Source organism: Enterobacter sp. 01-M-03-SI-ECC, assembly GCF_047530215.1.
Classification (GTDB): domain Bacteria; phylum Pseudomonadota; class Gammaproteobacteria; order Enterobacterales; family Enterobacteriaceae; genus Enterobacter; species Enterobacter chengduensis.
This window is the reverse complement of sequence record NZ_JBLKDA010000008.1, coordinates 135,660-150,253: the sequence shown is the minus strand read 5'-3', so window position 1 is coordinate 150,253 and position 14,594 is coordinate 135,660. Positions and strand designations below refer to the sequence as shown.

General features: G+C 58.0%; 13 protein-coding genes. 10 read left to right on the top strand and 3 right to left on the bottom strand.

The annotated features are described in order from the left end of the window. Positions 1 to 74 precede the first annotated feature (74 nt). From ACMWKK_RS10345 to ppnP, 5 genes are all read left to right on the top strand, one after another. Complete coding sequence (locus ACMWKK_RS10345; RefSeq protein ID WP_112781089.1) at positions 75 to 533, top strand: YaiI/YqxD family protein; 459 nt, start codon at positions 75 to 77, stop codon at positions 531 to 533. A 143-nt stretch (positions 534 to 676) separates the two neighbouring features. After that, complete coding sequence (gene aroL, locus ACMWKK_RS10340) at positions 677 to 1,201, top strand: shikimate kinase AroL (RefSeq protein WP_112781090.1); 525 nt, start codon at positions 677 to 679, stop codon at positions 1,199 to 1,201. A gap of 45 nt (positions 1,202 to 1,246) precedes the next feature. Next, complete coding sequence (yaiA, locus tag ACMWKK_RS10335; RefSeq protein ID WP_045328298.1) at positions 1,247 to 1,438, top strand: protein YaiA; 192 nt, start codon at positions 1,247 to 1,249, stop codon at positions 1,436 to 1,438. Between the two features lie 237 nt (positions 1,439 to 1,675). Continuing rightward, positions 1,676 to 2,353 carry an AroM family protein gene (locus ACMWKK_RS10330; protein WP_032638427.1) on the top strand — a complete coding sequence of 226 codons (678 nt, stop codon included), beginning with the start codon at positions 1,676 to 1,678 and terminating at the stop codon, positions 2,351 to 2,353. Positions 2,354 to 2,424: 71 nt separating this feature from the next. Then, positions 2,425 to 2,712 (top strand): pyrimidine/purine nucleoside phosphorylase, encoded by a 288-nt coding sequence (gene ppnP, locus ACMWKK_RS10325; RefSeq protein WP_045328300.1) that lies wholly within the window; start codon positions 2,425 to 2,427, stop codon positions 2,710 to 2,712. 48 nt (positions 2,713 to 2,760) lie between these two features. Here ppnP and rdgC read toward each other — a convergent pair whose 3' ends face one another. Beyond that, the gene (rdgC, locus tag ACMWKK_RS10320; protein WP_112011219.1) at positions 2,761 to 3,675 is read right to left on the bottom strand and encodes a recombination-associated protein RdgC; all 915 of its coding nucleotides are present in this window, start codon (positions 3,673 to 3,675) and stop codon (positions 2,761 to 2,763) included. Between the two features lie 123 nt (positions 3,676 to 3,798). Between rdgC and mak the strand changes: the two genes are divergently transcribed. Continuing rightward, complete coding sequence (gene mak, locus ACMWKK_RS10315) at positions 3,799 to 4,704, top strand: fructokinase (RefSeq protein WP_112781091.1); 906 nt, start codon at positions 3,799 to 3,801, stop codon at positions 4,702 to 4,704. Between the two features lie 110 nt (positions 4,705 to 4,814). Here mak and sbcC read toward each other — a convergent pair whose 3' ends face one another. Together sbcC and sbcD are read right to left on the bottom strand one after the other, a co-directional pair. Continuing rightward, positions 4,815 to 7,946, bottom strand: coding sequence for an exonuclease subunit SbcC (sbcC, locus tag ACMWKK_RS10310; RefSeq protein ID WP_112781092.1), 3,132 nt, complete (start codon positions 7,944 to 7,946; stop codon positions 4,815 to 4,817). Continuing rightward, entirely contained in the window at positions 7,943 to 9,148 is a 1,206-nt protein-coding gene (gene sbcD, locus ACMWKK_RS10305) for an exonuclease subunit SbcD (RefSeq protein ID WP_112781093.1), read from the bottom strand. Before sbcD ends, sbcC begins: the two co-directional genes overlap by 4 nt. Positions 9,149 to 9,335: 187 nt before the next feature. On the opposite strand from sbcD, the gene phoB reads away from it, so the two are divergent. The 4 genes from phoB to proY all read left to right on the top strand — a co-directional run bounded on the left by phoB (position 9,336) and on the right by proY (position 14,526). Continuing rightward, positions 9,336 to 10,025, top strand: a complete 690-nt coding sequence (phoB, locus tag ACMWKK_RS10300; protein WP_008503265.1) for a phosphate response regulator transcription factor PhoB — start codon at positions 9,336 to 9,338, stop codon at positions 10,023 to 10,025. A gap of 21 nt (positions 10,026 to 10,046) precedes the next feature. Further along, positions 10,047 to 11,342 (top strand): phosphate regulon sensor histidine kinase PhoR, encoded by a 1,296-nt coding sequence (gene phoR, locus ACMWKK_RS10295; protein ID WP_112781094.1) that lies wholly within the window; start codon positions 10,047 to 10,049, stop codon positions 11,340 to 11,342. A 409-nt stretch (positions 11,343 to 11,751) separates the two neighbouring features. Next, on the top strand, positions 11,752 to 13,071 hold the full coding sequence (brnQ, locus tag ACMWKK_RS10290; RefSeq protein ID WP_047716261.1) for a branched-chain amino acid transporter carrier protein BrnQ: 1,320 nt from the start codon (positions 11,752 to 11,754) through the stop codon (positions 13,069 to 13,071). 81 nt (positions 13,072 to 13,152) lie between these two features. Next, entirely contained in the window at positions 13,153 to 14,526 is a 1,374-nt protein-coding gene (gene proY, locus ACMWKK_RS10285) for a proline-specific permease ProY (RefSeq protein ID WP_112781095.1), read from the top strand. Positions 14,527 to 14,594 lie beyond the last annotated feature (68 nt).

Genomic DNA, 14,594 nt, shown 5'->3' with positions numbered 1-14,594 from the left:
TGTTTTCTCTGATGGATAGCTTAACAACGAAATGCAGGCGACAATAGTCGGCAGCGTCATTATGGGGAGACAACATGGCGATTTGGGTTGATGCGGACGCGTGTCCGAATGTGATTAAAGAGATTTTATTTCGCGCCGCCGAGCGCGTTCAGATGCCGCTGACGCTGGTGGCGAACCAGAATATACGCGTACCGCCTTCGCGCTTCATTCGTTCTTTACGCGTCCCGGCCGGGTTCGACGTGGCGGATAACGAAATTGTTCGCCTGTGCAGCGCGGAGGATCTGGTGATCACGGCGGATATTCCGCTGGCGGCAGAGGTGCTGGAAAAAGGAGCGGCGGCACTCAATCCGCGCGGTGAGCGATATTCGCCTTCTACCATTCGCGGAAAACTCACTATGCGCGACTTTATGGATACGATGCGGGCCAGCGGCGTGCAGACCGGCGGGCCGGACAGCCTGTCCCAGCGCGATCGCCAGCAGTTTGCGGCCGAGCTGGATAAATGGCTGCTGGAAGTGAAGCGCCGCACAGCGTAATGATAATTATTGTCAATTTGTGGTACAGTGTGGCCTCCACAGGGTTGTCATCCCGTACCGCTTTGCAGTAAAGTAATCGACACATCTTCTGCAATGATTTCTTTACACTCTTCGCCATCCGGCATCAAGGGGAACACCTGGCTATGACCCAACCCATCTTTTTAGTTGGCCCCCGCGGCTGTGGGAAAACCACCGTTGGTCTGGAGCTGGCACGCGTGTGTCATCGCCAGTTTGTGGACACCGACCACTGGCTGCAAACCGAGGCCGGAAAAACCATCGCTGAGATTGTTGAGCAAGAGGGATGGGAAAGCTTTCGCGCACGCGAAACCGCCGCGCTGAAAGCGGTCACCACGCCTGCTGCCGTGATTGCGACCGGCGGGGGCATTGTTCTCGCCGAGTGTAACCGTCGTTTTATGCGCGAAAAGGGGATTGTGATTTATCTCAGCGCGCCGGTGTCGGCTCTGGTGGGGCGTCTGGAAGCCTTTCCGGAAGAGGGGCAACGCCCTGCGCTAACCTCCAGACCGCTCAGCGAAGAGGTGAGCGAAGTGCTGGCGGAACGCGATGCGTTATACCGCGAGGCGGCTCACCACGTGGTGGATGCGTCCGCCTCTCCCGAAGACGTTGTGATTCAGATTATTACCGCCCTGCGTTTGGCTTGTGCCAGCTAACCGGCGTCTATACTGATAGCTCAGACATAAAAAAAAGGATGAGCTATGCCAACCAGACCTCCCTATCCGCGTGAAGCGCGCATTGTTACCGTTGAAAAAGGCCAGACGGGTCATACCGTGACCTGGTATCAACTGCGTGCCGACCACCCTAAGCCGGACTCGCTGATCAGCGAACATGAGAGCGAACAGGAAGCGCTGGATGCGAAGCGGCGCTACGAAGATCCTGATAAAACCTGAATGTTTTCCTAAACGTTCCAATATCGTGCCTGAATCACACTTTTAACTCATCGGGAAAGTTAAGCAGGAGTTAATATTTAGTTATTACAAGTCACTCCGGTATCGGCAGGCGATCTTTACATTTCGATGTCGCGATCGCCTGCTACGCTTGGTGCTGTTTTGTTGAAAAAATGAACTGTGCAGCGTAGTGAGCCTGTACCTGTGTGCACGATGTTGGAGTAATGGAAGGCGATAAAGATGAAGGCAACGTTGGCGATCCTCACCATTGGTGTGGTCCCTGTAAGCGAAGTGTTACCGCTCTTAACCGAGCATGTATCTGAACAACAGATAACGCATCTGAGCCTGCTGGGGAAGATGAGTCGGGAAGAGGTCATGGAAGACTACGCTGTCGAGGCGGGGGAGGATCCCCTGGCGACGTTATTAAGTGACGGTAAACTGGCGCACGTTTCCCGCCAGAAGATCGAGCGCGCGCTGCAGGGCGTGATAGAAGTGCTCGATAATCAAGGTTATGACGTTATTTTGCTGATGAGCACCGCCCCCATTAAGGGCCTCACGGCGCGCAATGCGATTTTGCTGGAGCCGATGCGCATCATTCCGCCGCTGGTGGCCTCTATCGTTGATGGTCATCAGGTGGGGGTGATTGTTCCCATCGAGGAGCTCATGGATAACCAGGAGGCAAAATGGCACGTGCTGGAAAAAGTGCCCCTGTATGCGCTGGCAAATCCGTTCTGGGACAGTGAGGCAAAGCTGATTGCTGCCGGGAAGGAGCTGCTGGAGAGAGGCGCCGATGTTCTGATCCTGGACTGCCTGGGTTTCCATCAGCATCACCGCGATCTGCTGCAAAAAGCGCTCGATGTGCCCGTGCTGTTATCCAACGTTCTGATGGCCCGCCTGGCCTCGGAGCTTCTCACGTAATGATTTTGCGTGACAGGCGATGAGCATGGCCCCTATAGTGAATTTTTATCTAAAAATATAAGGGCCAGTTCATGCTTCAAAGTAACGAATACTTTTCCGGTAAAGTGAAATCCATTGGTTTTACCAGCAGCAGCACTGGCCGCGCCAGTGTCGGCGTCATGGCGGAAGGGGAATATACCTTTGGCACAGCGGAAGCGGAAGAGATGACGGTCGTCAGCGGTGCGCTGAACGTCTTACTGCCGGGTGAAACCGAATGGAAAGTGTATGCTGCCGGAGAGGTTTTCAACGTGCCTGGTCACAGCGAATTTCATTTGCAGGTGGCTGAACCGACCTCTTATCTGTGCCGCTACCTGAAATAAAAAATTAGCCGGGTGGCGCTAACGCATACCCGGCCTATGTTTTGCTCGTTATCTCTGCGCTTCGCCGCCGAGACCTTCCACCAGGCTCTGAATCAACGCGGCCAGCTCGCCGGTCATCAGGATGAAGTCCGCGTCAAAACGCTGGGCGTAATCTTCCCTGTCGATATCTTCGTTCTGATCGCGCAGCTCGTCGCAGAACTTCAGGCGCTTCACGGAGCCGTCGTCGCACATCACGAACTGAATACGCTGCTGCCAGTCGAGCGCCAGCTTGGTGACCACTTTGCCCGCTTCGATGTGGACGGCGATCTCGTCGCTCACCAGATCCTGCTTCTTCGCGCGGATCACGCCGCCATCTTCCAGCAGGGCCTTCAGCTCGGCTTCATCAAGGATCTGGAAACCCTGTGCCGCCGTACCGCTGCGTACCCATTCGGTCAGCGTCAGCTCGATCGGCGTTTCCAGCGCCAGCGGAACGACCGGTAAAGATCCGAGGCTCTTGCGCAGCAGGGCTAGCGTATCTTCTGCTTTCTTGGCGCTGGCGCAGTCGACCATGATCAGCCCGTTAACGGTGTCGATCCACATCATGGTCTGGCTGAAGCGGCTAAAGGCGCGCGGCAGCAGTGAATGCAGAACTTCATCTTTCAGCGAGTCTTTTTCGGTCTTTTTCAGCTTGCGGCCCTGTTCGGCTTCCAGCTTGAAAATTTTCGCCTCGAGCGCCTGCTTCACCACTGGCGTCGGCAGGATTTTCTCTTCTTTGCGGGCGCAGACGATGATTTGACCCGTGCTGCTGGCGTGGGTCAATGCATCGCTTTGTGATCCCATTGGCGGAACCCAACCGGTCTTCGCCATGTCCTGGCTACCGCAAGGGGAAAAGGTATAAGCGGCTAACTGTTTTTCCATCTCTTCTGCACGCAGCGAAACGTCGCGGCTGAGACGGTAAACCATCAAATTTTTGAACCACAGCATGATAATTTCCACGGCCTTGTCGTTAAATCAGCGGGCATGATAACGAATTGTCGCATCGCTTGCATTGCTAATCGGGAAGCGTGCTTCTACTCTGTTGATAATCAAAATAATGAGGAGAGTCCTGTGCGTATTGGGATCGATTTGGGCGGCACCAAAACAGAAGTCATCGCGCTGAGCGAGCAGGGGGAGCAGCTGTTCCGCCATCGTCTGCCGACGCCGCGCGATGATTATCACCAGACTATCGAGACGATTGCGCAACTGGTCGACATGGCCGAGCAGGCGACGGGGCAAACCGGCAGCGTCGGGATGGGGATCCCGGGGTCGATCTCGCCGTATACCGGGGTGGTTAAAAACGCCAACTCCACCTGGCTCAACGGTCAGCCGTTTGATAAAGATTTAAGCGCGCGCCTGAAGCGGGAAGTGCGTCTGGCCAACGACGCCAACTGTCTGGCGGTCTCTGAGGCCATCGACGGCGCGGCGGCCGGTGCCCAGACCGTGTTTGCCGTCATCATCGGTACCGGCTGCGGCGCGGGCGTGGCGTTCGGCGGGCGCGCCCATATCGGCGGTAACGGTACCGCGGGCGAGTGGGGGCACAACCCGCTGCCGTGGATGGATGAAGATGAGCTTAAATACCGGGCTGAAGTGCCGTGCTACTGCGGTAAACAAGGCTGTATTGAGACGTTTATCTCCGGCACCGGTTTTGCGACCGACTACCACCGTCTGAGCGGCCAGCCGCTTAAGGGCAACGAAATCATGCGTCTGGTCGAAGAGCAGGATCCGGTCGCCGAACTGGCGCTTAGCCGCTACGAAATGCGGCTGGCGAAATCGCTGGCGCACGTGGTGAATATTCTCGATCCGGACGTGATTGTGCTCGGCGGCGGCATGAGCAACGTCGACCGGCTGTACGCCACGGTACCGAACCTGGTGAAGCAGTGGGTCTTCGGCGGCGAATGTGAAACGCCGATCCGCAAAGCCGTCCACGGTGACTCCAGCGGCGTGCGCGGCGCGGCATGGTTATGGCCGGAATAAACGGTTCTGTAGGCCGGTAAGCGAAGCGCCACCGGGCGAATTCAGGCGGCCACAATAAAAAAGCCGGGTGACGGCTACGCCTTACCCGGCCTACATGATGGAGTGGGCCTTTACTGCACGGCAAACTCTTTATCCAGCCTGCTATACCCCAGCCCGTTAATCTTCTTCACTTTGATCTGCACCGGAATGCGCTCTTTCATCGCCTCTACGTGGCTGATCACGCCGATGGTTTTTCCGGTGGCGTTTAGCGCATCGAGCGCATCCAGCGCGGTATCCAGCGTTTCACTGTCGAGCGTGCCGAACCCTTCGTCCAGGAACAGGGAATCGATCCGCGTCTTATGGCTCACCAGGTCGGAAAGGGCCAGCGCCAGCGCCAGGCTGACGAGGAAGCTCTCGCCGCCCGAGAGCGTGCGGGTATCGCGAACCGCATCCGCCTGCCACGTATCCACCACTTCCAGCTCCAGCGCGTCGCTGGCCTTACGCTGCAACAAATAACGCCCGTGAAGACGGTTAAGCTGCTGGTTAGCAAGCCAGACAAGATTGTCCAGCGTCAGCCCCTGGGCGAACTTACGGAACTTGTCGCCGGTGCTGGAGCCGATAAGCGCATTCAGGTATCCCCAGTCGTCGGCCTGGCGCGAGGCCTCTTCAATTTGCTGCAGCAGCGCCAGCTGGTGCTGCCGGTTATCGTTGTCCTGCTTAAGCTGCTGGCGGATCTCACCCTGATGCGTGGTGTTCTCGCGTAGCCGCTGCGCCAGCTGCTGCAGCTGGCTTTGCAGCGTCGGGGCATCGGCGTCGAGCCCCTCCGGCCGCAGGGCCAGATGCGCCTGCAGCAGCTGGTTAGCCTGGCCGCACAGCGCCGCGGCCTGCTGGATCTGGTTTTCCAGCGACTGCTTTAGCTGTTCAAGGTGGCGAATAGCGCCGTCATCCAGCAGGGCGGCAAGAAACGCGTCCCGATCGGCAAAACAGCTCGCCGCGAGCGCCGCGGTGAACTGCGTCTGTGACTGCTGCAGGCGCTCTTGCTCCAGCTTTTCCTGCTGCTGCTGCGCGGCGAGCTGGCTTTGCAGCGACACGCACTCGTCGTGGACGTCGCGCCAGCCGTCAGGAATGGCCGGCTCGGCTTCTTCGCCGTTTGTTGCCGGAAGCGTGTCGAGCAGCGGCTTTAGGGCGCCTATACGTTCCTGCAGCACGCCGTGCTGGGTTTGCTTCTCCTGCCACTGCGCGAATTCCGCTTCGCGGGCGTGCAGCCAGGCGGCTTCGCTCCCCGCTTCGGGCACGCTAAGCGACAGCGAGAGCAGGGTGTGTTCCAGCGCCTGGCGCGTGGCCGTCACCTGCTGCTGATACTGCCGCGCCTGCACTTCCTGCTCGTGCAGCTGGTTTTGCAGGGTCAGACGCTGGCTGAGCTGATAAAGCTGGCGCTCGTAGTTTTCCTGCTCGTTCATCCATGGCGCGATATCGTCCTGAATATTCAGGGTGATATTCAGGGAAGCGCAGATTTCCAGCCATTCTTTAGTGAGCGCTTGCTCTTCCTGAGAGAGCGCCTGTGCGTCGTCTGTCTCGCGCTGAATTTGCTGGGTCAGGGCATTAACCTGTCCCAGCACCAGCAGGCCTTCCTCTTTTAGCGCGGCCACCTCTTTTTCCAGGGCATCACGCCGACGCTGGTTATCCGTCAGCTCAAGCGACTGGTACCGTTCAACGGCAGGATGCTCGCTGGAGCCGCACAGCGGACAGGGTTTGCCTGCCTCAAGTTGGGAACGATAGCTTTCCAGATCTTTAATCGTCGCTTCGCGTTCGCACAGGGCCTTCAGGTCCAGATAATGCTGGTGTTTCTCTTTGTACTGCTGGCGGCGCAGCGCCAGCGTTTCATTAAGCTTGCTTTGCTCCGCCTGAGCTTTCTGCACGCTTTCACCGCTCTGGCGCAGGCGCTTTTGCAGCGGCTGATAGCGGGCATGCAGCGACGTCAGCTGCTGGCGCAGCGTGCGTAACCGGGACTGCTGCTCCATGGCCGCGCTGACCTCATCCGCCGTCAGCGTCAGCGCATTTTCCGGCATCTCAGCCAGCCTTTTGCGTAATTCACCTATCCGCCCAGCAAGCGAGGCCAGCTGCGCGTTATCGCGGTTAAGCTGCGAGAACTGGGCGCGCCAGCCGGCGATCTCCTGTCCCAGCAGGCGATAGCGCTCGTGATCCGCCAGCCACTGCACGATCGCCGTCAGTTCGGCCTGAAGCTGCTCGTGGTCACGCACGGCGGTATTGCGGATGCGCGAACGCAGTGCGGTTATGGCCTGTAAGCGAGTATTTACTTCAACAATTCGCTGCTGGGTTTGCGCCAGGCGCGCGGTTTGCTCCTGCTGGTGCTCCCAAAGGGGGCGAAGCTGGGCGGCGGGCAGGGCAAGCTGGAGCGTTGCCAGCTCTGGCGCCGCGTTCGTCAGCGCCTGCTGCGCCTGCTGCTGCATTGCGGTGACGCGCTGCTGCTCCAGTACGAGCTCATCATAACGCGTAAGCCACTGAAAATGTGTCTGCTGGCTTTGCTGCTGAACCAACAGACTTTTCTCTTCGTCAGTAAGTGCCTGCAAACTTTGCTGTAACTGCTGCTGCTGGTCTTCGCTCAGCAGCACAACGCCCGCCGCCTGCGCCTCGCATTTTTCCAGCACGCTGCGGGCGGCCTTATGTTTCTCAAACACCATGGCGGAAATCTGGCCGTAGATTTCGGTGCCGGTCAGCTCTTCCAGCAGCTCGGCACGATCGCTCGGCTTGGCATTGAGGAAGGCGGCAAACTGCCCCTGGGAGAGCAGCATCGAGCGGGTAAAGCGGCCGTAGTCCAGCCCGGTGAGCGCGGCGGTTTGCTCCAGTTTGTCCGTCACCTTATCGGCCAGAATTTTGCCATCTTCGCAGCGCGCCAGCTCCACGCGCGGCGCCTGCAGGTTCCCGTCCGGCTGGTTGCGCGCCCGGTTCTGGCTCCAGAAGGCGCGGTAGGCGGTGCCTTTTACCTCGAACTCCACCTCCGCCAGGCACTCGGCGGTGTCGCGCGTCATCAGGTCGTTTTGCGCCTGAGAGACCTTCTGCAGGCGCGGCGTTTCGTGATAAAGCGCCAGGCAGATGGCGTCGAGCAGGGTGGTTTTGCCTGCCCCGGTCGCGCCGGTGATGGCAAACAGACCGTTGCTGGCAAAGGGCTCGGCGGTGAAGTCAATTTTCCACTCGCCCTTGAGAGAGTTAAGATTTTTCAGGCGCAGGCTCAGAATTTTCATGCGTTTTCTTCCTCGTCATTGAGCGCATGCAGGGTATGGCTGAACAGGTCGCTAAGCCTTGCGCGCTTCGCGTCGTCGATTTCTTCCTGCGAGAGCCTGCGTTCAAACACCTCTTCCACCCGCAGCTCGCTGAGCGTTTCCCGCTGGGCGCTTAACAGAATTTTCTCGCGCTGCTCGCGGCTGCGGCGCACCAGTAACACCTCTACCGGCAGGTCTTCGGTCAGGGCCTGAATTTTACGCTGCATGTCATGCAGGTAGTCGTCGGTGGTGATTTCGATATCCAGCCAGATGGGGGGATCCTGTTCGACGCCGCGCCACTGCTTAAGCTGGGCGGTAATGGCATCGAGATCGCCTTTCAGCACCGCCAGCGGCTGGGTGACCGGCACTTCCAGCGTCTCGACGGCGGCGAGTTTATCCTCGCTGAAGCTCACCAGATGGACGGATTTGGCTTTGCCCGTCTCGTCAAAGCTGAGCGAAAGAGGCGAGCCGCAGTAGCGAATGTGTTCGCTGCCGCCGACCATCTGCGCCCTGTGAATGTGCCCGAGCGCAATGTAGTCGGCTGGCGGGAAGTTTTGCGCCGGGAAAGCATCCAGCGTGCCGATATAGATGTCACGCACGGCGTCACTTTTACTGGCCCCGACGGTGGTGAGATGCCCGGTCGCAATCACCGGAATCGGCTGGTCGCCCCGCAGGTCGCAGGCATCGGCGTGCTGCTGGCGATAATAGTCGGTGATGGCCTCTAATAAATGCTGCTGCTTTTCCGCGCCCGATAGCCCCGCCTGGCTTTGCACGATGTCGCGCGGACGTAAAAACGGAATAGGGCACAGCACCGCCCCCGGCGACCCGTCGCGTTTTTTCAGGATCTGCGGGGCGTGTCCGGCGCTGGCGACCACGGTGGTATTGAGAAACGCCAGGATGTCGCGGGATTCGTTAAGCGTGGCGACGGAATCGTGGTTGCCCGCGACAATCACCAGATGACAGCCGGTTTGCTGCAGATTCACCACGAAGCGGTTGTACAGCTCGCGTGCATAGCTCGGCGGCGAACCGGTATCAAAGATGTCACCCGCCACGATAATCGCGTCCACCTCGTGCGTCCGGGCCGTTTCCAGCAGCCAGTTCAGGAACGCTTCATGTTCAGCCGCACGGCTTTTGCTGTAAAAATTTTGACCCAGATGCCAGTCCGAGGTGTGAAGTATGCGCATAGCGGTTCCGTGGCAAAAAAGAGAAAGCAGGATTATAAACGTTCAGAGAGGGGAAAATAACCGCTGTAATAAAACAACGGTTTGCCCGCTAACGTGGTACTGTTTTTCATAAATCTGTCATAAATCTGACGCATAATGGCGCCGAATTACAAACTTGTAACGTAAATAAGATAAGACAGGGCAAAGTATGGCGAGACGTATTCTGGTCGTAGAAGATGAAGCTCCAATTCGTGAAATGGTGTGCTTCGTGCTCGAGCAAAACGGCTTCCAGCCGGTTGAAGCGGAAGATTATGACAGCGCTGTGAACCAGCTGAATGAACCCTGGCCCGATCTGATTCTGCTGGACTGGATGCTGCCCGGCGGCTCCGGACTGCAGTTTATCAAACACCTCAAGCGTGAAGCGCTGACCCGCGACATTCCGGTTGTGATGCTTACGGCGCGCGGAGAAGAAGAGGATCGCGTGCGCGGTCTGGAGACCGGCGCTGACGATTACATTACCAAACCGTTCTCCCCAAAAGAGCTGGTGGCCCGCATTAAAGCCGTAATGCGCCGTATTTCACCGATGGCGGTGGAAGAGGTGATTGAGATGCAGGGACTGAGCCTTGACCCCACGTCACACCGGGTGATGACCGGCGAAAATCCCCTCGACATGGGGCCTACCGAATTTAAGCTCCTGCACTTCTTTATGACCCACCCGGAGCGCGTTTACAGCCGCGAGCAGTTGCTGAATAACGTCTGGGGAACTAACGTGTATGTCGAAGACCGGACGGTTGACGTCCATATCCGCCGCCTGCGAAAAGCGCTGGAACTGAGCGGCCACGATCGCATGGTGCAGACGGTCCGCGGCACGGGTTATCGTTTTTCGACCCGTTTCTGAACAATGACAGGAGTGTGACGCGTGCTGGAACGTCTGTCATGGAAAAGGCTCGTCTTTGAACTGATCTTATGCTGTATTCCCGCCCTCATTCTGGGGGCCTTTCTTGGACACCTGCCGTGGTTTCTGCTGGCGTCGGTCACCGGGCTGCTGATCTGGCATTTCTGGAACCTGCTGCGTCTCTCGTGGTGGCTGTGGGTTGACCGAAGCATGACGCCGCCGCCGGGAAGCGGCAGCTGGGAGCCGCTGCTGTACGGTCTGCACCAGATGCAGATGCGTAATAAAAAGCGCCGCCGCGAGCTGGGAAGCCTTATTAAACGCTTTCGCAGCGGCGCGGAGTCGCTGCCGGATGCGGTGATCCTGACCACCGAAGAGGGGACGATCTTCTGGTGTAACGGCCTGGCGCAGCAGCTGCTGGGCCTGCGCTGGCCGGACGACAATGGTCAGAACATCCTCAACCTTCTGCGCTATCCCGAGTTCACGCTGTATCTGAAAAAGCGTGATTTTAGCCGCCCGCATAACCTCAAGCTCAATAACGGCCGTCATCTGGAAATCCGCGTGATGCCCTACAGCGATAAGCAGTGGCTGATGGTGGCGCGCGATGTCACCCAGATGCACCAGCTGGAAGGGGCGCGTCGCAACTTCTTCGCCAACGTCAGCCACGAGCTGCGTACCCCGCTGACCGTGCTTCAGGGCTACCTGGAGATGATGCAGGAGCAAACGCTGGAAGGCGCGCCGCGGGAAAAAGCGCTGCACACCATGCGTGAGCAAACGCACCGCATGGAAGGGCTGGTGAAGCAGCTGCTGACGCTCTCGAAGATTGAAGCGGCGCCCACGCTCGCGCTGAATGACACCATTGATGTGCCGATGATGCTGCGGGTCGTGGAGCGCGAAGCGCAGACGTTGAGCCACAAAAAGCATCACCTGACCTTTGAGGTCGACAGCACGCTAAAGGTGCTGGGCAGCGAAGATGAACTGCGCAGCGCCATTTCCAACCTGGTGTATAACGCCGTGAATCATACGCCGGAGGGGACGGAGATCGTGGTGCGCTGGCGCCATACCTCAACGGGAGCCGAGTTTAGCGTGGAGGACAACGGGCCGGGGATTGCCCCTGAGCATATTCCGCGTCTGACCGAGCGCTTCTACCGTGTGGATAAAGCGCGATCGCGGCAGACGGGCGGAAGCGGCCTGGGGCTGGCTATTGTGAAACACGCGGTGAATCACCACGAAAGCCGTCTCGATATTCAGAGTACGCTGGGGAAAGGAACCCGCTTCAGCTTCGTTATCCCGGAACGTTTAATTGCCAAAAAGAGCGCCTGACGGCAGGCGTGTCATTTTACCTTTCCACGGGTCAGCCATCGCTGGCCCGTTTGCTTTGCAGTCAAACGAAACGCGGATGAATTTTATACGGCTGACTGTTTTTTGTTCGCATGATTAGCCATGGGTTTTTCTTATAAATAGCGTATTGTTCTGGTGTGTATTTTCATGCTGGCATATTGTTCTGGTTTTACGATCCCACCTTGCCTTTAAACGTTATAAGCGTTTAAATTGCGCCCCAGATACTGTCAGACCGACTGTATTTGCGTGGTAAATCGAAAAACTATTCTTCTCCACGCCTGGACGGGAGCATATCCCGCTGAAATTGAGCATATTTTCGGCTGTATCGTCCCGTCAGGGATAGCGAAAATCTCAATGTTTTCAACACCACATCCACAGGCAGTAAGGTTTTATGACCCATCACTTAAAATCGCGTGACATCATCGCGCTGGGCTTTATGACATTTGCGCTGTTCGTTGGCGCAGGCAACATCATTTTCCCTCCAATGGTTGGCTTACAGGCGGGTGAACACGTCTGGACCGCCGCGTTTGGCTTCCTGATTACTGCCGTGGGTCTGCCGGTACTGACCGTCATCGCGCTGGCGAAGGTCGGCGGCGGCGTGGATAGCCTCAGCACCCCGATTGGCAAAGTGGCTGGCGTACTGCTGGCTACCGTCTGCTATCTGGCCGTTGGCCCGCTGTTTGCCACCCCGCGCACGGCGACCGTCTCCTTCGAAGTGGGTATTGCTCCCCTGACCGGTGACGGCGCGATGCCGCTGTTTATCTACAGCCTGATCTACTTCGCGATCGTGATTCTGGTTTCCCTCTATCCGGGCAAACTGCTGGATACCGTCGGTAACTTCCTGGCTCCGCTGAAAATTGTCGCGCTGATTGTTCTGGCGGTAGCGGCCATCGTCTGGCCAGCAGGCCCGATCAGCGACGCGATGGACGCCTACAAAAACGCCGCGTTCTCTAACGGTTTTGTGAACGGCTATCTGACGATGGATACGCTGGGCGCCATGGTGTTTGGTATCGTTATTGTTAACGCCGCGCGTTCCCGCGGTGTGACCGAAGCGCGCCTGCTGACCCGCTATACCATTTGGGCTGGCCTGATGGCCGGTGTGGGCCTGACGCTGCTGTATCTGGCGCTGTTCCGTCTGGGTTCCGATAGCGCCATGCTGGTCGATCAGAACGCCAACGGTGCGGCTATCCTGCACGCCTACGTCCAGCACACCTTCGGCGGTGCGGGCAGTATGCTGCTGGCGGCACTCATCTTCCTGGCCTGTCTGGTGACCGCGGTTGGCCTGACCTGCGCCTGTGCAGAGTTCTTTGCACAGTATCTGCCGCTCTCCTACCGCACCCTGGTGTTTATCCTCGGCATCTTCTCTATGGCGGTGTCCAACCTCGGTCTGAGCCACCTGATTCAGGTCTCTATTCCGGTACTGACGGCGATTTATCCGCCGTGCATCGTGCTGGTGGTGCTGAGCTTCACCCGCCCGTGGTGGAACAACTCCTCACGAATTATTGCGCCAGCCATGTTTATCAGCCTGATTTTTGGTATCCTTGACGGGATTAAAGCATCAGCTTTCGCTGACATTCTGCCAGCCTGGACACAGCGTCTGCCGCTGTCCGAGCAGGGCCTGGCCTGGCTGATGCCTACCGTTGTTGCGCTGGTTCTGGCGATTATCTGGGACCGTGCTGCAGGGCGTCAGGTTGCATCGAACGCGCATTAATCAACGGCAACAAACTGTTTAACCACGGGGCTTAAGGCCCCGTGGTTTTTTGTTTTTTTCGTGTTGAATGGCAAGATTTAAATGGAAAGCACTAACAAACTTAAACGTGGATTGAGCACCCGCCACATCCGCTTTATGGCGCTGGGCTCTGCTATCGGCACCGGTCTTTTTTATGGCTCGGCAGATGCCATCAAAATGGCCGGTCCCAGCGTGCTGCTGGCGTACATTATCGGCGGCGTGGCGGCGTATATCATCATGCGCGCGCTCGGCGAAATGTCGGTTCACAACCCGTCCGCCAGCTCATTCTCCCGCTATGCGCAGGAAAACCTCGGCCCGCTGGCCGGATTTATTACCGGCTGGACCTACTGCTTCGAAATCCTGATTGTCGCCATTGCCGACGTGACGGCGTTCGGCATCTATATGGGCGTCTGGTTCCCGGCGGTGCCGCACTGGATATGGGTGCTGAGCGTGGTGCTGATTATCTGCGCCGTCAACCTGATGAGCGTGAAGGTGTTCGGCGAGCTGGAGTTCTGGTTCTCCTTCTTCAAGGTCGCCACCATCATCATCATGATTGTGGCCGGTTTTGGCATCATCATCTGGGGGATCGGCAACGGCGGTCAGCCGACCGGTATTCACAACCTCTGGAGCAACGGGGGCTTCTTCAGCAACGGCTGGCTCGGGATGGTGATGTCGCTGCAGATGGTGATGTTCGCCTACGGCGGTATTGAGATTATCGGCATCACCGCCGGGGAAGCGAAAGACCCGGAGAAATCCATTCCGCGCGCCATCAACTCGGTGCCGATGCGTATTCTGGTGTTCTACGTGGGTACGCTGTTCGTGATCATGTCCATCTATCCGTGGAATCAGGTCGGCACCAACGGTAGCCCGTTTGTTCTGACCTTCCAGCATATGGGCATCGCTTTTGCGGCCAGCATTCTGAACTTTGTGGTGCTGACCGCGTCGCTCTCCGCGATCAACAGCGACGTATTCGGCGTGGGCCGTATGCTGCACGGCATGGCGGAGCAGGGCAGCGCGCCGAAGGTGTTCGCCAAAACCTCGCGCCGCGGCACGCCGTGGGTGACCGTCGTGGTGATGACCGTGGCGCTGCTGTTCTCGGTTTACCTGAACTACATCATGCCGGAGAACGTCTTCCTGGTGATTGCGTCGCTGGCGACCTTCGCGACGGTGTGGGTGTGGATCATGATCCTGCTGTCGCAGATTGCCTTCCGCCGTCGCCTGTCGCCGGATGAGGCGAAAGCGCTGAAGTTCAAAGTCCCGGGCGGGGTCGCAACCACCGTCCTCGGGCTGATCTTCCTGGTGTTTATCATTGGCCTGATTGGCTACCATCCGGACACCCGCATTTCGCTGTACGTGGGCTGCGCGTGGATCGTGCTGCTGCTGGTGGGATGGGTGTTTAAATGCCGCCGCGACCGCCAGCTGGCGGAAGTGCAGTAAGGTAAAAATGCCGGGTGGCGCTGCGCTTACCCGGCCTACACTCCCTTTTGCCCCGAAAAAAATCTCCT

Excerpts from the sequence above, each read along its gene's own strand:
- yaiA (WP_045328298.1), top strand. The coding sequence starts at position 1,247 with ATGCCAACCAGACCTCCCTATCCGCGTGAAGCGCGCATTGTTACCGTT.
- phoB (WP_008503265.1), top strand. The coding sequence starts at position 9,336 with ATGGCGAGACGTATTCTGGTCGTAGAAGATGAAGCTCCAATTCGTGAA.
- brnQ (WP_047716261.1), top strand. The coding sequence starts at position 11,752 with ATGACCCATCACTTAAAATCGCGTGACATCATCGCGCTGGGCTTTATG.
- ppnP (WP_045328300.1), top strand. The coding sequence starts at position 2,425 with ATGCTTCAAAGTAACGAATACTTTTCCGGTAAAGTGAAATCCATTGGT.
- ACMWKK_RS10345 (WP_112781089.1), top strand. The coding sequence starts at position 75 with ATGGCGATTTGGGTTGATGCGGACGCGTGTCCGAATGTGATTAAAGAG.
- ACMWKK_RS10330 (WP_032638427.1), top strand. The coding sequence starts at position 1,676 with ATGAAGGCAACGTTGGCGATCCTCACCATTGGTGTGGTCCCTGTAAGC.
- aroL (WP_112781090.1), top strand. The coding sequence starts at position 677 with ATGACCCAACCCATCTTTTTAGTTGGCCCCCGCGGCTGTGGGAAAACC.
- sbcC (WP_112781092.1), bottom strand. The coding sequence starts at position 7,946 with ATGAAAATTCTGAGCCTGCGCCTGAAAAATCTTAACTCTCTCAAGGGC.
- proY (WP_112781095.1), top strand. The coding sequence starts at position 13,153 with ATGGAAAGCACTAACAAACTTAAACGTGGATTGAGCACCCGCCACATC.
- sbcD (WP_112781093.1), bottom strand. The coding sequence starts at position 9,148 with ATGCGCATACTTCACACCTCGGACTGGCATCTGGGTCAAAATTTTTAC.
- rdgC (WP_112011219.1), bottom strand. The coding sequence starts at position 3,675 with ATGCTGTGGTTCAAAAATTTGATGGTTTACCGTCTCAGCCGCGACGTT.